Source organism: Nakamurella sp., assembly GCF_044224575.1.
Taxonomy (GTDB): domain Bacteria; phylum Actinomycetota; class Actinomycetes; order Mycobacteriales; family Nakamurellaceae; genus Nakamurella.
Genome location: NZ_JBGAKE010000029.1, coordinates 1 through 23,847, shown reverse-complemented (window position 1 = coordinate 23,847; position 23,847 = coordinate 1). Strand labels below are relative to the sequence as shown.

Here is a 23,847-nt window from a genome sequence, read left to right as displayed (position 1 = left end):
GCGGGAGGCGCGGAGCCGAGTGAACGCCGACCTGGGTCGGCCGACGGTCCGGAGCTGCGGCGCGACGCGGATTCGTCGGGCGGCTGACCCGTGGACGGCCGGCGCTCGGCGTGCGGGGTCGCACTGCTCGGCGGGCTCCTGATGACCGGTTCCGCAGTCGCTGCTCGACCGAGCCAGGCTCTCTGGCCGATCGTGACCGACGGCGCGACCGGCGTCGTCGTCATCGGGCTGGGCCTGTCCTTGGCCCTGCTCAGGCCACGCCGGCAGATCGGGTTGGTGCTGACCGCGGCCGGTGCGGCGTGGTTCCTCGGTGGTCTCACCGTCGTTCCCGGGGACATCGGGGCCGCCGCCGCAGCCCTGACCTTTCTGCATCGCGGGGTCATGGCGCACGCGATCATCGCCCTGCCGACCGGCCGGCTTGCGACACCCGCGGCGAGGGCAGCGGTACTGGTGGGCTATGTGATCTGCCTGATTCCGCCGCTGTGGACGAACGTGATGGCCACGACAGTGGTCTGCGCCGCCTTTGCGATCGGCGTCGTGGCATCCGCTGCGCGAGCGCCCGGGCGGGCCCGCCGATCCGCCGCATTCGGTGCCTGGGCGTCGGCGACACTCGCCGCCGGGATCATCCTTGGTGCGCTGGTCCGGGCCATCGCACCGACACCGGCCGCCACCGCAGTTGCGCTGACCGGGTACGAAGGCACGTTCGTGCTGAGCGCGGTTCTGATCACGGCCGCGGCCCTGGTGCGGGACAACGTGGCGGCGGACACCGTCATCGAGGCTGCGGATGCACCTGGGCGCACGATGCAGGACGCCCTCGGATGGGCGGTGGGCGATCCCGCCCTGCGCCTGGGCCGGATGGAGCCGGACGGAGGGTTCGCCGATCCCGACGGCCGGAGCTTCGCCGCCGCCCCCGGGCGTCAGCATCGAGTCGTGCGGGACGGCGACCGCGCCATTGCCATGGTCGATGTCGCCGCGGGGGTGCTCGCCGACTCCGAACTGGCCGACACCCTCGACAGCGCCGTCCGGATCAATGCCCGGAACGCGGATCTACGGGCGGAGGTGGCGCAGCAGGTGGCGAATGTGGCGGCCTCTCGCCGCCGGATCGTCTCAGCCGCCGATGACGAGCAGCGACGACTACAGGATCGGCTGGCCTGCGGCCCGGGCGCCCGGTTGACTCGGATCGGAACCTCGTTGGACGAGGCCTCCATCGTGACCGGGGCGGACGACCGGCGAGCCATCGAGGAGCTGGCGACCGGGCTCTCCTCGGTCAGGGATCTGGTCATCCGGCTTCAAACCGGACTCTACCCTCGCCGGCTCGCGGAGTCGGGCCTGACGCGGGCACTGGAGGAGGTGGTCGCTTCCTTCCCGATCCCCGTCGATCTCGTCGTCGACGAATCGGTGGACGGGCTGCCCGAAGGCCTGACGCTCACCGCGTACTACGTCACTCTCGAAGGCTTGGCGAACGCTGCCAAGCACGCACATGCCACGCAGATCCAGGTGACCGCGCGACATCGTGACCAGCTGACGATCGCCGTGCGGGACAACGGCATCGGCGGAGCCGATCCCCGGGCCCGCCTCGGCGGACTTCGGGATCGGGTCGCGGTGTCGGGCGGCTCGATCCTGCTCGAGAGCCCCTCGGGACACGGAACGACGCTCACCGTGGCTCTGCCGACGACGGCGGGACCGTCGTCATGAACGGCTTCGATCGACCGTCGATCCGTTCGGCGTTCACGCTCCTGGCGGGATCGGCCATCGTCGTCGGATCGATGGTGGTCGTGACGGGATCGGCCGGCGCCTTCGCCTTCGCCGGCCGAGTACCGATCATCGGGCCGGTGGCCGTCGGCGCCGGCATCTGCATGTTGATCTGCGCCTTCGTGGTCGTGGCGCTGCAGCCGCGATGGCCATCGGGCCCTTTCCTGGCCGTCCTCGCCGCCCTGTGGTTCGCGCCGGTGTGGGTCGGCTGGCAGCCCGCGCCGGCCGCGCTCGGCTCCATCGCCGCGGCCGTATCGCTGTTCGTGCCGGCGTTGACCGCTCACCTCGTTGCCGGATTTCCGGACGGAATGCTCAACGGGCACCGCGAGCTTGTCCCCCTGGCGTATGCGGGGGCGACGATCGCTGCCGGGTTGCGAACGCTCGCCTACGACCCGTTCGGCGATCGGCAGTGCTGGGCCGACTGTCGACCGAATCCGTTCGCAGTTGCGCCGACGGATCTGGCCGGCCCCGGCGCAACGGCAATCGCGGCCGGAACCGGTGCCGTCGTCCTGGCCGGCATCGTGGTTCAGCGCCGGTCGAAGTCCGTTCCCGCCGGCCGGCCGGGTGTCCTCGCGACGGTGGCCGCCGCGACGGTCGCCGGTGGCCTCGCCGTCGAGGTGGTCGGGTTGCCGGTCTCCCGCGGCAACCCCACGGAGCCGCTGCCCGCCGTCGCGCTCGCCCTGGTGTCGGCCGGATTGGTCTTGGTGGCCGCAGCCCATGTCGCCGGGGCCACGACCAGGGCATCTCGGGTCGCCCGACTCCGCGCGGTCGCGACCGGCGTCCATGCCGACACGATCGACTCGATCCTCGCCGAGGCGCTGCGCGACCCCGACCTGCTGGTCGGATACCGCGTCGGCGAACGCCTCGTCGACGCGAACGGTCATGCCATCCGACCGGAGGCGAGCAGGACGCCGCAGCGGATCACCAGGGTCGAGCGGCGGGGACAGGAGGTTGCGCTGATCTTTCATCACGCCGACTCGGGCGATCTTGGGTCGCAGATCGGCCCCGCTCTGCGGGTGGCGCTGGAGAACGAGTGCCTACGAGTCGACCTGGACGATCGTCTTCGTGAGCTGCGGGCGTCCCGCGCCCGGATCGTCGCGGTGGGCGACGCCCGCCGACGATCGCTCGAACGCGACCTCCACGACGGCGCGCAGCAGGAACTCATCGCCCTCATCTGGCGAATGCAGTCGACCGCCGATGACCTCCGTCAGGGCGGCAACCCGGCGGCCGCCGCCATCGTCGATCACGCCGTGCATGACGCCCGCGCGGCCCTGGGCGAGCTTCGCGACGTCGCCCACGGGATTCACCCGGCCGTCCTCGCGAACGAGGGCGTCGGTGGGGCCCTGCGGACCCACGCACTCACCACACCGGTGGCGGTCCAGGTGCTGGGGACGATGCCGCGTCTCGCCGATGAAGCGGAATCGGCGATGTACTTCTTCGCCACCGCCGCGCTCGACGCGCTGACGCGCGCCGGGGTGGCGAGCGTGGACATCCATCTCACGGTGTCCGATGGGCGGGCAGTCACCGTCCTCGATCCGCATCCGGACCAGCAATTGATCCTTCCGCCGATCGTCGCGGATCGCATCGGCGCGCTCGGTGGCGTCGTCGCGGCGGACGGCCTGAGCGCAAGCCTCTCGGTGACCGAGGGCGGTGGGCCCGGCGCGGACGTCGATCGGGTCGGGATCGACGATCCCTAGACTTGGACCATGCGCGTGGTGGTCGCCGACGACTCGGTCCTGATGCGCAGGGGCATCGTTGAGACAATCCGCGCGGCCGGGCGGGAGGTCGTCGCCGAGGCCGGTGACGCCCGTGCCCTCTGGGCGGCCGTCGAATTCGAGCGACCGGATGTCGCCGTGATCGACATCCGGATGCCGCCCAGCCACACGACCGAGGGACTGGATGCGGCGCGGCGGATACGCGCCGACCGCCCCGAAGTGGCTGTGCTCGTCCTCTCGCAGTACGTCGAGTCCGCCTACGCACTTCGACTCGTGCAGGACAACCCCGGTTCGGTCGGCTACCTGATCAAGGACCGCATTCTGGACGCCCGGGTGCTCATCGATGCGTTGGACCGCGTCGCGGACGGTCAGACGCTCGTGGATCCGACGATCGTGGCCCAATTGCTCGGAAAGCTGCGCCGAGACAATCCCCTCGATCGCTTGAGCGACCGGGAACTGGAGGTGCTGGCATTGCTCGCCGAGGGTTTGTCGAACCGCGCGATCGCCACCCGCCTCACCGTGACCGAGCGAACCGTGGAAGCGCATGTCCGGAGCGTGTTCGACAAGCTCGACTTCGCCAATACCCCGGAGCATCACCGGCGTGTCCTGGCGGTCCTGGCCTACCTCAGGGGCTGACCGCTCGGTACCGGGGCAACGATGGTCAGCCGATGCGGACCCACTCGTGCGTGGTCATGACGAACGCGTCCTCCGCGATCAGCGAGGCGGTCGGCAACACGCGTAGGTTGCCGCCGGGAAGGACATCGAAGGTGAACTCCATGCTGCCGCCGTGGTCCCAGATCAGGGTCAGCCGCTGCCCCTGGACGGTGAACCGGCCTCCCCCGTAGTCCGCCTCCTGCTTCGCGTCGCGGACGTGATGCGACCATCGGCCGTCCGCAAGCGTCATGGTGAACACATGCGGCAACGGGTATCGCGGGTCCTCGCGCTGCCCGGCCGCATCGGCGTCGGCGGCGGTCAGCTCCCAACGGTAGACGCCATCGATAGCGTCGGCCGCGGCATCCGGTGACGCCTGGACTGCCGATGCCGACACCGCGACACCGGTACAACCCGCCGGAACCGCCAGCTCGGTCGAGGCCGTCGCCGCTTTGATCGCATCGATGTCCGCGAGGAAGCCGGCCGTGATCGGATCTTCGCGGAGCCGCTGGTAGACCGGCTCGACGGCGGCGCGGAACGCCGCCAGATCGCTCGCCGATGCGAGACCGGCCCGCCCGCCGCCCGCGCAGAAGGCCGCCAGGTTCGCAACGTCGGCCGGCAGCTTGTGGACGGAGTTGTGCGCGGCTTCCGCAGCCGCCTGCTCGATCCAGGCCCGCTGACGGTCGGTCAGCTTGCCCAGGCGCTCGGCACTCCCGACGAGCGCGATCGTCTCGGGCCAGAGGACAACGTTGGCGGCGACGTACGGGGCCTCCACGTTGGTTCCATTGAGCATGACCGTCGAGAACTGCTTCTCGAATCCCGAGAACGACCCATCCGTCACGCTCCCGGAATTGGTCGGCTGCGCGCCGAGGGCGCGGACCGTCTCGCTGCTGAGCGCGGATTCGAAGGCCTGGAATGAGATTCCCTCGAAAGACGATGGATTCGTGAGCGGCCCGTCGACCGAGAACGGCCGGCGAAGTCCGCCGGCGAGGATGGCCAGGGTTTCCACGCCGTCGATGTGGACGGCGTCGATCATCCGGGCCGGAAGATCGGAATCGATGATCGCCTGCTGGAGCTCGTTGCTGTCGACCAGGAGCGGCGCCGTCAGTGCCTGCAGCGCGGTCTCGCCCGTCAGATCGAAGGCTCGGGTCCCCACCCATGCCAGGTCGACCGCGCCGTTCGCGACATCGTCGATCGTGCCCTTCTCGGAGCCGGGCGCGCCGCGCCACTCATTGACAAGCTCGATGGCGATGGTTCCGCCGGAAGCGCGTTCGACGGCGTCCAGGAAGGAGTCGACCTGGGGCACATAGGTGAGGTGCGAGTACGGGTTGGCAAACGTGAGGGTGATGGCGTCCGCATCCCCGCCGGCCTTGTCGGTCGCGGCCGCACAACCGCCGCAGGCGAGCCCGACGACCAGGACAACTGCAGCTCCGATCTGGGTTTTCACGCTTGCTCCCCTCGTCCGCCGTCGAACTTACGGACGTGGGCGGCGAGGGACATCCGTGCTCGCGCCGAAGCTCGATCCGTGCTGGCCACAAGCGGGCGCGAACCCGGCCGGGAGAGCAACCGGTGGAGGACCCGGTGCCGGTCGCCGGGCCCAGTCGCAGCGGGAATCATCCCGCAGCGAGTCAATGCGGACGGCCAGCCGCGCCGGGGTGGCCGAGCGTCAGGCGCACGCGGTGCGCGCGACCCGGGCCTGGTGCTGGTCGCAGGCCACGCTGAACGCGCAGGTCATCGATTCGGCGGCGGTCAGCCGCTCGACCGCGACAGTGAGCGAGACATGCTCCGGCACGTCGATCGCCAGCATCGGCGGTTCCAGCCCGCTGCTGACCTGCGCGCCCAGCGCGATCAGGTCCCGCACGACCGGGGCAAGCTCGTCGTCGGAGGCAGCCATCACATGCACGGTCGAGTGGCCGCCGCGGCTGAGGATGACGCCGCCGACATAGCCGATGCCGTCGTGGTGCACCCGGACGATGTCGCCGCGGGAGAGGTTGGTGATGAACCAGGGCACACCGACGATCTCGGCCAGATCGTGCGCCAGGAGCTCCGCTTCGATGTTCTCGGCCGGGTACGGCGGCCACTCCTCGTCGTCGATGAGCGGGAACAGCACGTCGATGCGTACCGGTTCGAGACTGGGCGTGATCATTGCCGCTTCGATCGTCGCCGAACGGGTGGCGATCGCGTCGACTGGACGGACATCAGCTGACATAGACATACAAAACTCCTCGACGACGCACACGGCAAGTATTTGCAATGCGGAGAAGAGCACCGATCGGCGGCCACGGATACATACGGACCCGGCCGGCATCCGGTTCTTCGAGGACCGCGGGACGGGCCACCAGCCGCCGACTCGCACCACCTGCAGGTTCTGAATCGATCCTGAACCTGCCGATCGCCCGAGGCGGCGCGCGAGGTCGGCCTGAGTCGGCGCGAGTCGGCGCGAGTCGGCGCGTGGGGCCGGTCGCGTGAGGAGCGTGCGGCCGATCAAGGTCGGCCCGAGTCGGGGTCGGACGAGCCGGCGGGTCGAGGTCCGCCTACGACGATGCGGGGACGAACCGCGCGACGCACTCCACGTGGTGGGTCTGCGGGAACGTGTCGAACGCCCGCAACCCGGCCAGCCGGTAGCCGCCGGCAAGCAGCGCCGCGGTATCCCGGGCCAGGGCGGCCGGGTCGCAGGCCACGTACACGATGACGTCCGGCCGGCGGGCCGCGATATCGGCGCAGACCCCCGGCCCGGCGCCGCTGCGCGGCGGGTCGAGCACCACGGCAGCCACATCCGGGTCCAGCTCGGGCAGCACGGTCCGCACGTCGGCGGCCCGCACACCGACCCCGGGGTGTCCGGCCAGATTGTCGGCGGCGAGCGCGGCGGCGCGTTCGTCGGATTCGACGCACACCACCGCACCGTCCGGGCCGACCGCGTCGGCGAGCACCGCGGTGAACAGTCCGACCCCGCCGTAGAGGTCCCAGACAACCCGACCGGCCAGGTCGATGCCGGTCAGCGCCTCGGCGACGGCGTCGGCCAGCACGTCGGCGGCGGCCCGGTGCGGCTGCCAGAACCCGTCGGCGGCGACGACGAAATCCTGCCCGGCGGCGTGCTCGGTGAGCACCGGGCTCTCCGGCGCGCCGCGCCCGGGCCAGGTCGGGGTGACGGCACCGTCGGCGGCCCGGGCCAGCAGCACCTCGGGCAGCGCGGACGCTGCCGCGCGCCGGCCGCCGCGGCGCTCCGGCCCCTTGGCTCGGGACGCCCGCGGCGGCCGGGGGGCCGCCCTGCGCACCCAGGGCGGCACGTCCAGCACGTCCACCGCGGCGGTGATCTCCGGCGTCGCGATCAGGCAGGGCTGCCGCTCGCTGATCGGCACCACCCGGTGCGACCGGACGGCGCGCGGACCGATCCGACCGTCCGGGTCGAGGGCCCACCGCACCCGCGACCGCCACCCGAACTCCCCGCCCGGCAGCGCCTCCACCTCGACCGGAATGTCGAGCCCGGCCAACCGGCGCAACTGTTCGGCGACAACCGCGCCCTTGAGTTCGCGCTGCAACGCCGGCGCGGCGTGCTGGAAGTCGCAGCCACCGCAACCGCCGGGGCCGAAGTGCGAGCAGGGCGCGTCGACCCGGCGCGGGTCGGCCGACCGGACGGCGATCGCCTCGCCCCGGCAGAACGAGCCCGGCCGGGCCTCGGTGATCCGCACCAGCGCACGCTCCCCCGGCAGCGCCAGCCGGACGAAGATCACCCGGCCGTCGTGCCGGGCCACGCAGTGCCCGCCGTGGGCGACCGGTCCGATGTCCAGTTCGATCTCGACCCCGGGGGCCAGCTCGTCGGCGGTCGGCGCGGCTGCGGGCGGATGCTCGCGCCCGCCGTGGCTATTCATCGCTGTACCGGATCCCGAAGGCGCCGGTGTCCGACGCCCCGTCCGGCGGGATCAGCGACCCGGGCTTGCGACCGCGGATGGACGGGGTGCGCTCGGCCCGCAGCCGGATCCGCTCGTCCAGCGCCTCGGACGACGACAGCTGCCAGGGCACCGAGGTGACCATCACGCCGGGGGTGAACAGCAGCCGGCCCTTGAGCCGCAGCGCCGACTGGTTGTGCAGGATGTGCTCCCACCAGTGGCCGACCACGTACTCGGGGATGAACACGGTGACCACGTCGCGGGGCGAGTTCTTCCGGGCGCGCCGCACGTAGTCCAGCACCGGCTTGGTGATCTCCCGGAACGGGGAGTCGATGACCTTCAACGCCACCGGGATCTGCCGGTCCTCCCATTCGCGGGCCAGGTCGGCGGTGTCCTCCGGGTCGACGTTGACGGTGACCGCCTCGAGGGTGTCCGGCCGGGTGGCCCGGGCGAAGGCCAACGCCCGCATGGTCGGCAGGTGCAGCTTGGACACCAGCACGATGGCGTGCACCCGGCTGGGCAGCACCATGTCGTCCTCGTCGGCGGCGATCTCCCGGGCGACCCGCTCGTAGTGCCGCTTGATGGCCCGCATGGTGACAAAGATGATCCCCATCGCCAGGATGGCGATCCACGCACCGGCCACGAACTTGGTGATCAGCACGATGACCAGGACCACGCCGGTGAAGCAGAACCCGATGGCGTTGATGGTCTGCGAACGGCGGTACCGGCGGCGGACCGCCCCGTCCTGCTCGACCCGCAGCAGCTTGTTCCAGTGCTTGATCATGCCCAGCTGGGAGAACGTGAACGAGACGAACACGCCCACGATGTAGAGCTGGATCAGGGCCGTGACGTCGGCCTGGAACGCGATGATCAGGATCAGCGCGATGACGGCCAGGAACACGATGCCGTTGGAGAACGCGAGCCGGTCGCCGCGGGTGTGCAGCTGCCGGGGCAGGAACCGGTCCTGGGCCAGGATCGAGCCCAGCACCGGGAAACCGTTGAATGCGGTGTTGCAGGCGAGCACCAGGATCAGACCGGTGGTGAACGAGACGACGTAGAACCCGACCGGGAAACCGGCGAACACGGTTTCGGCGATCTGCGCGATCAGGGTCTTCTGGTAGTACCCGTCGGGCGCGCCGACCAGCTGGGTGGCCGGGTCGTCCGCGTATTGCACCCCGGTGGACAAGGTCAGCAGGACCAGGCCGATCAACATGCTCACCGACAGCGCCGCCATCAGCGCCAGCGTCGTCGCGGCGTTGCGCGACTTCGGTTTCCGGAAGGCCGGCACACCGTTGGAGATGGCCTCGACCCCGGTCAGCGCGGCGGATCCGGAGGAAAAGCTGCGGGCGAACAGGAAGATCAGCGGCAGGCCGGTCAACGCATGCTCGGCCTGCATGTGGAACCCGGCACTCTGCGCCTGGACCCCGGTGCCCAGGAGGTACTGCACCAGCCCGGTCAGCATCATCGCCGCGATCGAGATGATGAAGGCGTACACCGGGACGGCGAAGGCCGAGCCGGATTCCCGGATGCCGCGCAGGTTCGCCGCACAGACCAACGCGATGACGCCCATCGAGAACCAGACCGGGTGCTCACCGACGATCGGGATCGCCGACCCGATGTTGGCCACCCCGGCCGCGGTGGAGACCGCAACCGTCAGGATGTAGTCGACCAGCAGCGCACTGGCCACGATCAGGCCCGCCGTGGGCCCGAGGTTCTTGGTGACGACCTCGTAGTCGCCGCCGCCACTGGGGTAGGCGTGCACGTTCTGCCGGTACGAGGCGACGACCACGATCATCACCAGGGCCACCAGCGCGGCCACCCACGGGGCGTAGGCGTAGGCCGCCAGTCCGGCCACGGACAGCACCGCGAAGATCTCCTGCGGGGCGTAGGCCACGCTGGACAGGGCGTCGGAGGCGAAGACGGGCAGCGCGATCCGCTTGGGCAGCAGCGTGTGCGCCAGCTTGTCGCTACGGAACGGCCGGCCGACCAGCAGGCGCTTGGTGGCGGTGGTCAGCTTGGACACAACGCCAAAGCGTAGGTCGCCCGCGGGCCGGGTTCGACACGGCGGTCCCGACCGGGCCGTTTCGGCCCTGCGAACGGGGGTTGACCGGGCCGGTCATCCGGTCGTTGTAGGTTGCTCGGTGACACCAGGCACCACGAAGGGGCAACGGCGTGCACATCGTGATCATGGGGTGCGGCCGGGTCGGGTCGTCGCTGGCCCGGCAGCTCGGCCGCGCCGGGCACTCGGTCGCCGTCATCGACCGGGATCCGTCGTCGTTCCGCCGGCTCGGCACCGAATTCCACGGCCAGCAGGTCACCGGCATGGGCTTCGACCGCGACGTCATGCTGGCCGCCCGCATCATGGAGGCGCACGCGTTCGCCGCGGTGTCCTCCGGGGACAACTCCAACATCATCGCCGCCCGCGTCGCCCGCGAGCAGTTCAACGTGGAGACGGTGGTCGCGCGGATTTACGACGCCAAGCGGGCCCAGGTCTACGAGCGGCTCGGCATCCCGACGGTGGCCACCGTGCCGTGGACCACCGACCGGCTGCTGCGCATGATCATCCCGGAGGGGTTGATCAGCGAGTGGCGGGATCCGTCCGGCACGGTCACCATCGTCAACCTGCCGTACCACCGGCACTGGATCGGTCGGCCACTGTCCGAATTGGAGGCCGCGGTGGGCGTGCACGCCGCGTTCGTCGTGCGGTTCGGCCGGGGGCTGCTGCCGTCGTCCGAGACGGTGGTGCAGGATGGCGATCTCGTCTACGCCTCGGTGCTGTCCCGGGACATCCACGACGTGGCCGACAAGGCCGCGATCTCGCCGGTGGACGGTCTGTGATGCGCATCGCCATCGCCGGGACCGGGTCGGTGGGTCGTTCCATCGCCGGTGAGGTTTCCGGCGACCTCCCAGAGAGAGCACACTGATGCGCATCGCCATCGCCGGGGCCGGGTCGGTGGGTCGTTCCATCGCCGGTGAGCTTGTCGAGAACGGCCATCAGGTCATGCTCATCGACCGGGACCCGGAGGCGATCAAGCCGGGCCGGATCGAGGCCGCCGAATGGGTGCTCGCGGACGCCTGCGAGGTGGCCCTGCTGGAGGACGCCGGCCTGCAGACCTGCGACGTGGTGATCGCCTGCACCGGGGACGACAAGGTGAACCTGGTGGTCGCCCTGCTGGCCAAGACCGAGTTCGCCGTTGGCCGGGTGGTCGGCCGGGTGAACGACCCGCGCAACGAATGGCTGTTCACGGACGCGTGGGGGGTGGACGTCGCCGTGTCCACCCCGCGCATCCTGGCCGCGCTGGTCGAGGAGGCGGTCTCGGTCGGCGACCTGGTCCGCCTGTTCACCCTGCGGCAGGGCCAGGTGAACCTGGTCGAGGTCACCCTGCCGCCGACCACGAGCATCGCCGGGCGGCCGGTGCGCGACCTGAAACTGCCCCGGGACGCCGCCCTGGTGACGATCCTGCGCGGCGGCCGGGTGATCGTGCCGCAGCCGGACGAGCCCCTCGAACCCGGGGACGAGCTGCTGTTCGTGGCGTCCACCGAGGTGGAGAGCGAAGTCCGCGAGGCCCTTCGGTAGGCAGCAACGCGGCGCTCAGGAGGGTCGGCCGTCGCCTCCGGAGCCGGGCCGGCCCGACTGCCGCAGGTGGGTGATGCGTTCCCGCCACGTCAGCCCCTCCGGCCAGGTGCCCCGGGCCACGATGAGCACGCTGGCCGCGATGGCGACGATGAACAGCGGGTAGCCCATGATCAGCCGGAACGCGGCCAGCCAGCCGACCTGATCGGTGTCGTACAGGTAGTTCTGCACCAGGTACCGCAGGCCGAACACCACGACCCAGACGAACGTCGCCCAGTCGTACTTGCGGACCAGGGCCCGGTCCTTGCGCCAGGCCACCCCGCGCCCGTTGATCGCCTCCCAGATGACGCCGATCAGCGGCCACCGGACGACGATCGACAGCAGCAGGGCCCCGCCGTACAGCAGGTAGCTCCAGATGCCCAGCAGGAAGTAGCCCTTGGCCGAATCGGTGCGGTACGCGATGTATGCGGCGATCCCCACCCCGAACAGGCCGCCGACGGCCTGGGTGACCGGGCGCTTGCGGGCGATCCGCAGACCCGCGATCACGACGGCCGCGGCGACTGCGGCGCCGATGCCCCAGCCGAGCCCGCCGATCATGTTGGCGACGATGAAGACCACGACGGGCAGACCGGAATCGACCATGCCCATGACGCCGCCCATCTGGTCCCAGATGGTCGGCATCGGTGTGCGGTCCGGTTCGGATGGTGCGGTCGGCGGTTCGACCGATGGCGACACCTCGGCCGCCGGACGGTACGGGTCGGAGTCGGACTGCGTCACGCCGACTTCTCCCCCGACCGGCTCGCGGGGCGGGTGGCCCGCCGTGCACTCACGCGTGTGCCGGGAGCAGGTCGTAGTCGGGGTTGTAGATCACCTTGCGACCGTCCCGGATGGCGACCCGGCCCCGCACCTTCACGGTCCGCCCGGGCTCGATGCCGGGGATGGACCGGCGGCCCAGCCAGATCAGCTGGACCCCCTCGGTGCCGTCGTAGAGCTCGGCCACCAGCGTCGCCAGCGAATCGGTCGGGCGCAGGTCGACGTACCGCAGCCGGCCCTGCAGGATGACCCGCTCGCCCTGACAGCAGATCTGTGCCCGGACCGCTCCGGAGGCATCCGCCTCGCCACTGAGCCGGTCTGCATCGACCTCGTCGTCGTCCCGGCTGAGCTTCTTCAACCAGGTGGAGAAGGTTCCGCCCATGGCCGTCCCTCCTGTCCGTCGCCGATGGTGTCGTCCGTCCCGCCGGCGGGTACCACGACCACCTCGCCGGTATCGAGGGTAACCCCGGTGCGGGGACCCGCGCCCCGGGCGAGCACCGCCCGCACGTCCGGCGGCCGATACCCGGGGCCCTTGAGCACCTTGCCGTCCGCGCGTCGCACCGGCCGGCCGTCGGCACCCAGCTTGGTCATGTTCGACGCGTGCACCTCGTCCAGCACGGCATCCAGGTCGATGCCGTACACGTGCGCGGTGCCGTAGGCGACGTACACGATGTCGGCGAGGGCGTCGGCGACGCCGACCACGTCCCCGGCGCGGGCGGCTTCGGCCAGCTCACGGACCTCCTCGTCGATCAGGGCCTGCCGCAGACTCACCTGATCCGGGCCGATCGCGGCCGTCGGTTCGTGCCGGATCGGCAGCCCGTACGCCCGGTGGAAGTCCCCCACCTGTCCGCGGGCCCGGCTCGACCCGGAACGTCCGTCGAGCTCGGTGTCGTCGATCACCGGCTCCATGTCAGATCCTCCTGCCGATCGGCACCACGGCACGCGGCACGATCAGACGCAGTCCACGCACACCAACCGACCACCGTTGTCGGCGGCGAGCCGGCTGCGGTGCTGGACCAGGAAGCACACCGAACAGGTGAACTCGTCGGCCTGCTTCGGGATGACCTTGACGGTCAGTTCCTCACCCGAGAGATCGGCCCCCGGCAGCTCGAAGCTCTCCGCGGTGTCGCCCTCGTCGACGTCCACCACCGAGGACTGGGCCTCGTTGCGTCGAGCCTTCAGTTCTTCCAGCGAATCTTCGGATGGTTCGTCGGACTCGTTCCGTCGTGGAGCGTCATAGTCGGTAGCCATTTTCTCTTTCCTTACCCCAGGAGTAACCCCGGGTTGCACTTGCTCCGTTCACTGCGACCCAGGTAACGCATTCGAGGCCCGTTTTGTGCCCACTGCGGCCACGATCACGTCCCCGTCACGGCACCTCGCGTCCTTGACACACCCGCGACATCACCGCCCGCCGGAGGATCACCATTGACCCCGGGCGTTCCGATCGGCGCGCGCAGAGTAGCCGATACCCGCCGTCCGGTCGAGCGCGGGCCTGGTCACATCTCGGCGTGGCTTTACCCTGGTTCCATGCCGCGGCGGACATGATGGCGCCAGTCGCTGCCCGGACGACGGGTCAGCCCGGCGTGCGCACACCCGATTCGCGGCGTGCACCACCGGTCACGGTCATCGGGGCCCGTCGGCAGTCATGGACAGGAAGGTCACTTCAGCGGTGAGTCTCGCATCCGCACCGGATCGGTACCGTCGGCGTCGGTACTGGCCGATTCTGATCGTGCTCATCGTGCTGCTCGTTCTCGGCCTGATCGTGTGGTTCCCGAGCCTGCGGTCCAGTGCCGCGGACAGCGGCGCGTGCAATGCGCCCGGGCCCGCGCCGGTACGGACGGCGCCGACGACCCGCAGCAGCGCGGCCGGGTCGGGGACCGACACGGCCCCGGCCACCGGCGATGGCACGCCGGCCGCGACCACGACCGAGGGGGCCCCGGCGGCGACCCCGACCGAGACGACGCCGCAGATCGTCACGTCGCTGGGCGCCTACGCCGACCACGAGAGCCTGGCCAACGTCCGGCCGGCGAACCCGTCGACGATCCTGCTGACCGTGTTCAACTCCAGCACCGTCCGCGGGCAGGCCAAGGCCGTCGCGGACGAGCTGCGGGCGGCCGGCTTCGAGTCCATGCTGGCCAGTGGGAACGATCCGCTCTATCCGGCCTCGGACCTGGGATGTGTGGCCCAGATCCGATTCGGCCCGGCCGGCGCCGCGGCCGCCCGGACCGTGCTGCTCGTCACCCCCTGTGCGCAACTCGTCGTCGATTCCCGGGTCGACGACTCGGTCGACCTCGCGCTCGGCGGCCGGTACATCTACGACTCAGTCGGCCAGGACGTCAAGGATCAGCTCAAGGCAATCAAGGACGCGGCGACGCCACCTGCCGTGATCGAAGGTCAGACCGCAGCGGCCCGGCCGCTGCCGCCGATCCCCGCGCTGCCGACGGCCGCCTGCTCCACCTGACGGGGCCGACCCACTCCGTCCCCGCGGCACGCCGCGGCGGAAGATCGGGATCGGGCTGCCGGTACGGAATCGAATCAGTACGATTTGCGCACCAGGCCGTCCGGCGCCCCCGTCGGGCGGCAATACGGTCGACCCCGATCAGCGAGGAGCTCGCGTGTCCACCACAGCGCCCGACACGGCATTCGGCATCGACATCGGTGGCACCGGCATCAAGGGCGGCGTGGTCGACCTGCGCGGCGGTGTGCTGATCGGCGATCGGTTCCGGCTGCCCACCCCGCAGCCGGCCACCCCGGGCGCGGTCGCCGCGATCGCCGGCCAGGTGGCCGCCCACTTCGACTACAGCGGCCCGTTCGGCGTTGACTTCCCCGGCGTGGTCCTCGACGGGGTGGTGCAGACCGCCGCCAACGTGGACAAGAGCTGGATCGGCACCTCGCTCAAGGACGCGATGACGCCGCAACTCCCCGGCCCGGTCACCGTCCTCAACGACGCCGACGCCGCCGGGCTGGCCGAGGCCCGCTACGGCGCCGGCCGCGGCCGACGGGGCCTGGTCATCGTCGTCACCTTCGGAACCGGAATCGGCATCGCCCTGGTCAACGACGGCAAACTGGTCCCGAACGCCGAACTGGGTCACATCGAGCTGGACGGCCACGACGCGGAGACCAAGGCGGCCGCCTCGGCCCGGGAGCGGGACGGGCTGAGCTGGGAACAGTGGGCCAAGCGCGCGTCCAAGTACCTGCGCGTCCTGGAGAACCTGCTCTGGCCGGAGCTGTTCATCCTCGGCGGTGGCATCTCCAAGAAGCCGGAGAAGTGGGTACCGCTGCTGCGCAACCGGACGCCGACGGTGGTGGCCCAGCTGATCAACAATGCCGGCATCGTCGGCGCGGCGCTGGCGGCCAGCGAGGCCGAGCGCGATTCGGTGGAATCGCCCGCCGAATCGACCCAGTCCCTCGTCCTGGACTGACCAGACCGGGTTCGGTGCCCGCTTCGGGCTCGTTTTGGTTCGCTTTCGGTCCGCGCCGGGATGGGTCGCAGTTACACTGGAGCGGTCGCTTTCCGGCAGGACCACGGTCTCGAGTTCGGATCCGCCGCGTCGGTCAGCTCTGCTGCACATCGGCGTGGGCGGGTTGCGAACCGCCAGTTCTATGCGGCTCGTTGACGCGAAAGGGCATCAGTGGCAGGCGCAGCAATCTCTCCCAGTTCGACCCGACCCCGGCACACGACCCCCGGGGGTGCTCCCGAACCGGTCGCCAAATCGGTGCCGGATCCTCAGGATCAAGCCATCGACACCAACGGTCCGGAGGCCCCGGAGGACGAGTTGATCGGCGGCGTGGACGTCGAATTGATCGACGTCGACGAGGCCGGTGACGAGGCCCCCGCGGCCGCGGGCGACGTCCTGGTGGTGGGCGTCGTCGAGGTCGTCGAGCTCGACGACGAGGACGACGAGGAGGAAACCGCCGCACCGGCGGTGACCAAGGCCAAGCCGGCCGGCAAGGACGGCGCGCCGGACAAGCCCGGCGAATCCGAGGACTTCACCTGGGACGACGAGGAGGAGTCCGAGGCGCTCAAGCAGGCCCGCAAGGACGCCGAACTGACCGCCTCCGCGGATTCCGTCCGGGCCTACCTCAAGCAGATCGGCAAGGTTGCGCTGCTCAACGCCGAGGAGGAGGTCGACCTCGCCAAGCGGATCGAGGCGGGCCTGTACTCCGCGGAGCGAATGCGCCAGTTCGAGGAGGCGGGGGAACGCCTGCCCAACCAGATGCGGCGTGACCTGCGCTGGATCAAGCGGGACGGCGAGCGCGCCAAGAACCACCTGCTCGAGGCGAACCTGCGGTTGGTCGTCTCCCTGGCCAAGCGGTACACCGGCCGCGGCATGGCGTTCCTGGACCTGATCCAGGAGGGCAACCTCGGACTCATCCGGGCCGTCGAGAAGTTCGACTACACCAAGGGTTACAAGTTCTCCACCTACGCCACCTGGTGGATCCGGCAGGCCATCACCCGCGCCATGGCCGACCAGGCCCGCACCATCCGCATCCCGGTGCACATGGTCGAGGTGATCAACAAGCTCGGCCGCATCCAGCGCGAGCTGCTCCAGGACCTGGGCCGCGAGCCCACCCCCGAGGAGCTCGCCAAGGAAATGGACATCACCCCGGACAAGGTGCTGGAGATCCAGCAGTACGCCCGGGAGCCCATCTCGCTCGACCAGACCATCGGCGACGAGGGCGACTCGCAGCTCGGCGACTTCATCGAGGACTCCGAGGCCGTCGTCGCGGTCGACGCCGTGTCGTTCACGCTGCTGCAGGATCAGCTGCAGGCCGTCCTGCAGACCCTGTCCGAACGGGAGGCCGGCGTGGTCCGGCTGCGCTTCGGCCTGACCGACGGCCAGCCGCGCACCCTCGACGAGATCGGGCAGGTCTACGGGGTCACCCGCGAGCGCATCCGGCAGATCGAGTCCAAGACCATGTCCAAGCTGCGGCACCCGTCGCGCTCCCAGGTGCTGCGCGACTACCTGGAGTAGACCGCCCGTGGCTCTCACGGAGTTTGTGCAGGTCACAGGCCCTGTGGGAGCCTTGGACGGGACGAGCGTAGCACCGTACAGCGCTCCCACTCAAGATATCGGTTACGATTGGTTCCATGCCGCCTGCGGAACCGCCCGATCTGGCTACCCTGCTGCCCTCCTGGCAACTGGCGCTGCGTGCTGAGCGGAAGTCCCCGCAGACGGTCAAGAGCTACTCCGACGGCGTCCGTCGCTTCCTCGCCTGGGCCGAGGAGACTGGCACCCCGGCCGTGCTGGACAAGCCGACCGTGAATGCCTTCGTCGTCGACTTGATCGATCAAGGCGCTGAGGGCGCCACCGTCCGGTCCCGGCAGCTCGGCGTCCGCCGGTTCTCCGCATGGCTGGCCGAGGAGGGCGAGATCCCGGCCGACCCGCTCCTAGGGATCAAGCCGCCCAAGCTCGACCAGAAGACCATCCACCCGCTGGACGAGGATCAGATCAGGGCGCTGATCAAGGCGTGCCAGGGCACCGACTACCGGGACCGGCGGGATGAGGCGCTGGTCCGGTTCCTGGTGGAGACCGGCACCCGGGCCGGTGAGGTGGTGGCGCTTCAGGTCGCCGACGTCGACCTGAACAAGGGCATCGCTGTCGTCCGCCGGGGGAAGGGTGCCAAGGGTCGACTGGTGCCGTTCGGCTCGCAGACCGCCCGGTCGATCGACCGGTACATCCGGGTCCGCCGGACGCATCGGCTGGCCGACTCCCCCGCGCTCTGGCTCGGCGACCGCAACCGCGGCGGCCTGTCGTACTACGGCCTGCACTGGGCGCTCAAGGGCCGCGCGGCCACCGCTGGGATCGAGGGATTCCACCCGCACCGGTTACGCCATACGATGGCCGACCGGTGGCTCTCGGCGGGCGGCTCCGAGGGTGGTCTGATGAGCGTCGCGGGGTGGTCGCAGCCGGACATGCTGATGCGGTACACCCGAGCACGAGCATCCGAACGGGCTGCCGCGGAGGCGCGCTCACTCAATCTGGGGGACATCTGATGGACGGACCGTGGCAGCGCATCGCACGCATCCGCTGCCCGCACGACCACCTGGTCGGCGCCGAGGTGTGGACGAACGGCCCGACGGTCGTCGAGCGTCGTGCCGGCTCGCCGGCACCCGACGCGTTCGGCGAGAGCGCGCAGAGCTGGTGCATGGACGCTGGGCACGGGTGGGAGATCACGCCGCGGGACCGGGCGCGCATCGCGGCGGCCCGTGACGACTACGCGGCGCACCGGGCCAGGTGGTCGACGGCGGCCGGCCTCGCGCGGTTCACGCCGTGGGCCGGGGACGACATCAACGTCCACGCGAAGCGAACACTTGATCGAACAGCGCTAATGCCGTAGGATTAGAGGACAAGTTCGACTCCATGCCTACGCGGACACCCGGTGCAAGACGGCGGTGTCACCTCGGGGTGCCAGGCGGCTCCGGCAGATGAACGACCCTTGGAAGGTCCTGCCGCCATGCCCGCACCACCGTCTGAGCGTTCCCTCGCGGCCTCAATCGCCGCGCACGAGTCCTGGGCGCACACGCCCGACCGTTCCGCCCGTACAGCGCCCGCCAGGGCCGCCCTCGATGCCAAGTTCGAGGCCCTGGCCGACCCCGATGGCGTCCTACTGCCACACGAGCGCGCCCGCCGGGCCGAGCATCTCCGCCGGGCACACTTCCAGCGGCTCGCCCTCGCTTCGGCACGCTCGCGGAGGCGTGCCCGGGAGCTGACCGACGAGGCCGCGCGCGCCGAAGCGGCCATCGCTGAGTTGGGCGAGTCCGATGTCGTCGCCTGAACCGAGCCCGGCCCGGGTCGACAATGCCCAGTACGTGGGCATGCTCAGGCGCGTGGGGCTGTCCGAGGACCAGGCCATCGCGGTTCTGCTCCACGAGGGCCGCATCGACCCGTACGGAGCGACCAGGGCACGCCAGCAGTACGCGGCGGCACCGGAAGCGCCATCGTTCGGTCCGGGAAAGTGAAAGGGCCCCGATTCCCTGATCGGAAACCGGGGCCCTCTCCGCTGGGGATGAAACCCTGCTCATCGGACTTTCGCCCGGCACCACTGGCATACGCCGAACCACGCCACCCACTCCCCATAATCCTACCCGAAAGGAGCGCGTGACACAATGACACATGGCACGGTGGCGCGTTCTCGACGGGCACCACGGAAAACGGCGGGCGACTTCATTGTCGACCGAATCGACGCGGCGGCCCGTGAGCGAATCGGCCGGTCGCCTGGTGCATCGGCCATTCTGAAACGCGCCGTTTATCAGGCCTACGCGCGTTTCAGCGACCACCACGGCCTCACCTGGGTATCGGACCGCAACCTGGCCGCCCGGGTCGGATGCTCGCGGCCCGAGGTCCAGGCGGCCCGCGGTGCGCTGATCGACGACGGACTGATCGAGCCGACCGACGATGTTCCGGCCGCCGCGCGGGGGCGCGGGAAGGCCTGGAGGCTGCCGAAAATCGCCGCACAACGGCCGACCGACGGCAGGGTTGTTGGCACGGCTGACGGCAGGGTTGTTGGCAGGGTTGTTGGCAGGGTAAATGTGCCCTTGACCTGCGACGATTCTGCGCAAGGGGAAGGGGAAGGGGAAGACGTAGTCTTCCCCGACCCGTACCCTGCGCGTTCCGCTACGGCTTCCGCTGGCGCTACAGCCTCCGCGGAACGCTCCGGGTGGACACCCTCGTCGACGCCAAGCGTGCCAGCCGAGTTCGGATTCACGCCGCCAGGCTCAAATGCGGTGGCGCACACCTGGCCGAGCGGATGGAAGACCTGGGTTGACCATGGACGGTGGATGTTCGTTCAGAACAAGGAGCCGGTCACGGCCGAGCTGGCAACGACCGCGGCGGCAGTGTTCGACTCGATTGCCGCGCGCTTCCCGAGCCTGAAGATCAGCGATGGCGGCCGGCCATTGTCCCGCGGATTCCGCTTGCCTGACGACGTCGACCCGATTTCGGTCCGCGACGTGATCAGTGAGGCGCTGAACCCTGCTCCGCGTGTTCTGATGGAAGGCTCGTCGGAAACGATCGCACTCCGAATGGGAGACATCGTCAGGCACGAGAAGTTCGACGTCGGAGAAGTGATCGACTTTTCGCAGCGCGGCGCCGTGCGGATCGACTGCGACGAGGACGGCATCCACACCGTCAACGCCGAACGCCTCGTGTTCGTGGATCGCCCGTGACGAAATCGCCCACGGGATCACATCAGCGGCGGCCCGAAATGCCGCCAGCGACAGAATCAGGGCCGTCTACGGCCCACGCACCGCGTTGCCGACAACCCGGCTTCGTCGAGCGTCCGGCATTCCGCATCTGCACCGAGTGTGGATGCGTCCAGCGCAAACCCGGAAGGACCCGCGCATGACCCACAAACCAGCCTGGCCCACCCACCTCGCCACCGCTGTGGCCGCGCTCGCAAACGATCAGCGCGCCACCCTCGCGGCCTGCGCCCGACTGAACGCGGCGTGCCGCGAGGGCGAACGGGAAGGCGCCTTCTGGCTCAGTGTCGCCCGGCTGCTGGAATCGGCCGACGTCGACTCAGCGGCGGCCGTTCGACCAGCGGCGGCCAACATGAGCGTCGACACGCGGCACGCACTGGCGAACGCGCTGCACGCCGCCCGGAACCTCCTGGCCATCGCCAGTCCTGCCGTCGCGGACTTCTGGGACGAGATTCTGTTCACCGTGCGATTCGCCGGCCAGCGGGTCGCCGCGTGACCGCCCGCGAGAAGCGGCCGGTGCCGGAAGACCAGGCGAGGCGACGCCGAACCGGCCGGCCGGCCCGCGAGGACACACCCGCGGTGGCCGAGACACCGGCCGAGCCCCAGAAGCTTCCGCCCTGGGTGCCAGTGCATCCGACCGTGCCCGACTGGAAGGACATGGACTGGTGACGGATCAGATGACCCTCGCTCGGGCGGTGGCCCGACTCGACGACATCGAACGCACCGGCTTCGCCAACGGAGCACGCATCAACGCGGAGTCTCACGGACCCCGTGGCCGGCGATTCTGGCTCAGCCTGGCCGACATGCTGGACGACCCGAGTTCGGCCGCTGACGACGCGCTCAGAGCCGCGGCGGCCGACATGAACGAGCGGGCCCGCGAGGTCAGCGCGCGACTGTTCACGCAGCAACGGAACGTGGCGGTCGAGGAAGGCCGACACATAATGGCCGAGGTATTGAATGAAGTATTCTGCCTACTTTTCGAGGTAAGTAGCGAGCAACGTGCAGCATTCGAGGCGGTGCGCAATTCGTTCCATCCGCCTTGCGAAAAGCCGGGGTAATGTGGAAAGATAGAAGAGTCACGGGAACGATGCTTCGGGGATGCTGCATCGGGGAACGTGGGGGCTGGCGCCGATGCGCCTGGCGGGTCGAAAGGTCCGCGAGGCGCATCGCCGGCCGAAGGCATGAAGGTTCGGCAGCACGCAATGCACCGACCAGGATTGCCCAGCAGTGCGCGAGGGTCGCGTCCGGCAGGAAGAAAGCCACCGGACAGATGCGAGTCCCCGTGAGCGCCGAGAGGTTGCAGCGGCCCGGCAGGTAGAAAACCACCGGTAGACGCGCAATTCATGCGGCGAAATCGAAACTCTTACTTTGTGCTGCTCGAAGAATTCGAGTATTCAGCGCAGAGTGATTCAGTGCACCACATTCGCAGAACGGAAACACACAATGAGCTGGGTACTTCTCGACCACCTGAGCGAGCAGATGAAGGGCCTTTCCACGCGGTCCCGGGCCATCCTGGACAAGGCCGACGCGACAAAGCGCGAGCTGACCCCCGCGGAGGCCACCGAATTCGACTCGATCACGAACGAGATGCGGGAAGTCGCGGCCCGCCGCGACGAGATTCTCGCCGAGATGCGTCAGCATCAGGAGATTGCCTCCGCGATGGAGCGCGCCGGCCTGCCCCTCAACGTCGGCAACGACCCGAGCCGCACCGGCCACCACAGCGCCCGGACCAGCCAGCGAGCGACCGAATGGTCCAGGGAAGACGGCCGCAGCGCCGTCGTGGCGCCCGAGCAGCGGTTCGGTGACCACCCGGTGGTCGCGGAGTACGCGCAGCGCCACGCGGCGGCCGAGAAGCCGATCACCGAGGCTCACGGCGGGCTCGGACCGTACCTGCGGGCCCTGTCGACCACCGGCGCCTCCGCGGTCATCCCGACCTATTGGGCCAACGACATCATCGACCGGGCTCGGAACGCCGCCGCGGTGCTCCAGGCCGGTGCGCAGATCGTCCCCATGGAGTCCAAGGTGCTCCAGATCGGCCGACTGACCGGCGACCCGACCGCCCGGTTCCGCACCGAAGGCTCGACCATCACCCCGGCCGATCCGACCCTGGACAACGTCACCCTGACCGCCACCACGCTGTCGGCGCTCGTCGTCGCCAACATGGAATGGTTCCAGGACGCCGAGAACTCGTCCAGCATCGTCGCCGACGCCATCGGGAAGGCGATCGGCCTCGAGCTGGACCTGGTCGCCCTGTTCGGCGGGATGACCACCGGCGCCGAGGTGGGCGCCACCGGCCTGAACCGCACCCTCGGGTCACCAAACCCGACCGGTGGCGTCCTGGCGTCCCTGCTGGCGTCTGCGTCGTCCAGCGTGCTCGGTGGCGCGACCAACGGGACGGTGCAGACCACCGGGTCCTACTGGTCCGAGATTGTCCAGACCGTGACGCAGCCGACCTTGTACAACGAGACGCCGAACGCGGTGGTCTGGCCGGCCCAGCTCGCGCAGAAGTACGCGAACGCCTACGACACCACCGGCCAGCCCCTGCGGCGGCCTTCCGTCCTGGATGGCGTCCAGACCCTGGTGAGCAACCAGATTCCGACCAACCTGACGCAGGGCACCGCCACCACCCAGATGACCGACGTGTTCGCCGGCGACTTCACCAAGCTGCTGATCGGGCAGCGGATGGGCATCACCATCCAGACGCTCACGGAAAGATATGCGGAAAATGGCCAGGTGGCCTTCGTCGCTCACTGGCGCGGCGACGTCGCCCTCGCTCGGCCGCGGGCGTTCTCGGCCTGGCGCTTCCTGAAGAACACCTGATCGCGGTGGCAGCCGTCACGGCATCGACGACCGCCCAGGCCTTGCCGCCTGGGTGGGTCGACGTTCAGAACCTCGGCGCGGTTGACGTGTACTTCGACTACGACCCGGGCGTCAGCAGCTCGACGGGCATCAAGATCACGCCGAATGGGGTTTACACCCGGCCGTGGTCGAACCTGTTCGGCATGCTGGGCTACGTCCGCGCTGCGAGCGGCACGGCCGACTTGCGGGTCACGGTGGCGGGCTGATGACGTCGTTGCTTTCCTGACCAAATGAATGAATTGAATTGTGGGTTAAGCTCACCGTCGGGAATCCTTTCGCCCGAAATAGAAACGGAATGCAAAGGCCGGCCATGATGGGGCTGACACGCACCGAGTCGGACCTGCCAACAATTCAATTCGCCCGAGGAAATGCACCGCATTGCAGTGCGGGTGC

The 23,847-nt window shown here is 69.7% G+C and carries 25 protein-coding genes; 17 read left to right on the top strand and 8 right to left on the bottom strand.

Annotation, left to right across the window (positions count from 1 at the left end; all coding sequences use genetic code 11):
- The first annotated feature begins 192 nt into the window (after positions 1-192).
- Genes ACILSK_RS22890 through ACILSK_RS22880 form a run of 3 tightly spaced genes read left to right on the top strand, consistent with a single transcriptional unit; the run spans position 193 to position 4,103 of the window.
- A complete protein-coding gene (locus ACILSK_RS22890; RefSeq protein ID WP_395729504.1) occupies positions 193-1,695 on the top strand; it encodes a sensor histidine kinase in 1,503 nt (500 codons plus the stop codon).
- Positions 1,692-3,449 carry a histidine kinase gene (locus tag ACILSK_RS22885; RefSeq protein ID WP_395729503.1) on the top strand — a complete coding sequence of 586 codons (1,758 nt, stop codon included), beginning with the start codon at positions 1,692-1,694 and terminating at the stop codon, positions 3,447-3,449. The genes ACILSK_RS22890 and ACILSK_RS22885 overlap by 4 nt, the downstream gene beginning before the upstream one ends.
- Positions 3,450-3,458: 9 nt before the next feature.
- Positions 3,459-4,103, top strand: coding sequence for a response regulator (locus tag ACILSK_RS22880; protein ID WP_395729502.1), 645 nt, complete (start codon positions 3,459-3,461; stop codon positions 4,101-4,103).
- Between the two features lie 25 nt (positions 4,104-4,128).
- On the opposite strand, the gene ACILSK_RS22875 is transcribed toward ACILSK_RS22880, so the two are convergent.
- The 4 genes from ACILSK_RS22875 to ACILSK_RS22860 form a co-directional block, all read right to left on the bottom strand.
- Positions 4,129-5,424 carry a hypothetical protein gene (locus ACILSK_RS22875; protein WP_395729501.1) on the bottom strand — a complete coding sequence of 432 codons (1,296 nt, stop codon included), beginning with the start codon at positions 5,422-5,424 and terminating at the stop codon, positions 4,129-4,131.
- Between the two features lie 360 nt (positions 5,425-5,784).
- Positions 5,785-6,264 (bottom strand): DUF4265 domain-containing protein, encoded by a 480-nt coding sequence (locus ACILSK_RS22870; RefSeq protein WP_395729500.1) that lies wholly within the window; start codon positions 6,262-6,264, stop codon positions 5,785-5,787.
- Between the two features lie 388 nt (positions 6,265-6,652).
- Complete coding sequence (locus ACILSK_RS22865; RefSeq protein ID WP_395729499.1) at positions 6,653-7,987, bottom strand: class I SAM-dependent RNA methyltransferase; 1,335 nt, start codon at positions 7,985-7,987, stop codon at positions 6,653-6,655.
- Positions 7,980-10,028, bottom strand: coding sequence for an APC family permease (locus tag ACILSK_RS22860; RefSeq protein WP_395729498.1), 2,049 nt, complete (start codon positions 10,026-10,028; stop codon positions 7,980-7,982). Before ACILSK_RS22860 ends, ACILSK_RS22865 begins: the two co-directional genes overlap by 8 nt.
- 149 nt (positions 10,029-10,177) lie before the next feature.
- On the opposite strand from ACILSK_RS22860, the gene ACILSK_RS22855 reads away from it, so the two are divergent.
- Both ACILSK_RS22855 and ACILSK_RS22850 read left to right on the top strand, forming a co-directional pair.
- Positions 10,178-10,843, top strand: a complete 666-nt coding sequence (locus tag ACILSK_RS22855) for a potassium channel family protein (RefSeq protein ID WP_395729497.1) — start codon at positions 10,178-10,180, stop codon at positions 10,841-10,843.
- An 85-nt stretch (positions 10,844-10,928) separates the two neighbouring features.
- A complete protein-coding gene (locus ACILSK_RS22850) occupies positions 10,929-11,582 on the top strand; it encodes a potassium channel family protein (protein ID WP_395729496.1) in 654 nt (217 codons plus the stop codon).
- Between the two features lie 15 nt (positions 11,583-11,597).
- Here ACILSK_RS22850 and ACILSK_RS22845 read toward each other — a convergent pair whose 3' ends face one another.
- From ACILSK_RS22845 to ACILSK_RS22830, 4 genes are read right to left on the bottom strand one after another with little or no spacing between them, the layout of a single operon-like run.
- Complete coding sequence (locus ACILSK_RS22845) at positions 11,598-12,356, bottom strand: DUF3159 domain-containing protein (protein ID WP_395729495.1); 759 nt, start codon at positions 12,354-12,356, stop codon at positions 11,598-11,600.
- A 49-nt stretch (positions 12,357-12,405) separates the two neighbouring features.
- Positions 12,406-12,774: an OB-fold nucleic acid binding domain-containing protein gene (locus ACILSK_RS22840; protein WP_395729494.1), complete on the bottom strand. Its 369-nt coding sequence runs from the start codon at positions 12,772-12,774 to the stop codon at positions 12,406-12,408.
- Positions 12,747-13,301, bottom strand: coding sequence for a nucleotide pyrophosphohydrolase (locus ACILSK_RS22835; protein WP_395729493.1), 555 nt, complete (start codon positions 13,299-13,301; stop codon positions 12,747-12,749). Before ACILSK_RS22835 ends, ACILSK_RS22840 begins: the two co-directional genes overlap by 28 nt.
- Before the next feature lie 42 nt (positions 13,302-13,343).
- On the bottom strand, positions 13,344-13,643 hold the full coding sequence (locus tag ACILSK_RS22830) for a DUF4193 domain-containing protein (protein ID WP_395729492.1): 300 nt from the start codon (positions 13,641-13,643) through the stop codon (positions 13,344-13,346).
- Between the two features lie 418 nt (positions 13,644-14,061).
- On the opposite strand from ACILSK_RS22830, the gene ACILSK_RS22825 reads away from it, so the two are divergent.
- From ACILSK_RS22825 to ACILSK_RS22770, 12 genes are all read left to right on the top strand, one after another.
- Positions 14,062-14,853 carry a LytR C-terminal domain-containing protein gene (locus ACILSK_RS22825; RefSeq protein ID WP_395729491.1) on the top strand — a complete coding sequence of 264 codons (792 nt, stop codon included), beginning with the start codon at positions 14,062-14,064 and terminating at the stop codon, positions 14,851-14,853.
- Positions 14,854-15,007: 154 nt separating this feature from the next.
- Positions 15,008-15,814 (top strand): polyphosphate--glucose phosphotransferase, encoded by an 807-nt coding sequence (ppgK, locus tag ACILSK_RS22820; protein ID WP_395729490.1) that lies wholly within the window; start codon positions 15,008-15,010, stop codon positions 15,812-15,814.
- Positions 15,815-16,024: 210 nt separating this feature from the next.
- The gene (locus ACILSK_RS22815) at positions 16,025-17,368 is read left to right on the top strand and encodes an RNA polymerase sigma factor (protein WP_395729489.1); all 1,344 of its coding nucleotides are present in this window, start codon (positions 16,025-16,027) and stop codon (positions 17,366-17,368) included.
- 116 nt (positions 17,369-17,484) lie between these two features.
- Positions 17,485-18,390, top strand: a complete 906-nt coding sequence (locus tag ACILSK_RS22810) for a tyrosine-type recombinase/integrase (RefSeq protein WP_395729488.1) — start codon at positions 17,485-17,487, stop codon at positions 18,388-18,390.
- On the top strand, positions 18,390-18,734 hold the full coding sequence (locus ACILSK_RS22805) for a hypothetical protein (RefSeq protein ID WP_395729487.1): 345 nt from the start codon (positions 18,390-18,392) through the stop codon (positions 18,732-18,734). Before ACILSK_RS22810 ends, ACILSK_RS22805 begins: the two co-directional genes overlap by 1 nt.
- A gap of 117 nt (positions 18,735-18,851) precedes the next feature.
- The gene (locus ACILSK_RS22800; protein WP_395729486.1) at positions 18,852-19,172 is read left to right on the top strand and encodes a hypothetical protein; all 321 of its coding nucleotides are present in this window, start codon (positions 18,852-18,854) and stop codon (positions 19,170-19,172) included.
- A 52-nt stretch (positions 19,173-19,224) separates the two neighbouring features.
- Positions 19,225-19,356, top strand: a complete 132-nt coding sequence (locus ACILSK_RS22795) for a hypothetical protein (protein ID WP_395729485.1) — start codon at positions 19,225-19,227, stop codon at positions 19,354-19,356.
- Positions 19,357-19,503: 147 nt separating this feature from the next.
- Complete coding sequence (locus ACILSK_RS22790; protein WP_395729484.1) at positions 19,504-20,562, top strand: hypothetical protein; 1,059 nt, start codon at positions 19,504-19,506, stop codon at positions 20,560-20,562.
- A gap of 175 nt (positions 20,563-20,737) precedes the next feature.
- Positions 20,738-21,091, top strand: coding sequence for a hypothetical protein (locus ACILSK_RS22785; RefSeq protein ID WP_395729483.1), 354 nt, complete (start codon positions 20,738-20,740; stop codon positions 21,089-21,091).
- A 169-nt stretch (positions 21,092-21,260) separates the two neighbouring features.
- Complete coding sequence (locus ACILSK_RS22780; protein ID WP_395729482.1) at positions 21,261-21,653, top strand: hypothetical protein; 393 nt, start codon at positions 21,261-21,263, stop codon at positions 21,651-21,653.
- A 385-nt stretch (positions 21,654-22,038) separates the two neighbouring features.
- Entirely contained in the window at positions 22,039-23,415 is a 1,377-nt protein-coding gene (locus tag ACILSK_RS22775; protein WP_395729481.1) for a phage major capsid protein, read from the top strand.
- 5 nt (positions 23,416-23,420) lie between these two features.
- Positions 23,421-23,660, top strand: a complete 240-nt coding sequence (locus ACILSK_RS22770; protein WP_395729480.1) for a hypothetical protein — start codon at positions 23,421-23,423, stop codon at positions 23,658-23,660.
- Positions 23,661-23,847 lie beyond the last annotated feature (187 nt).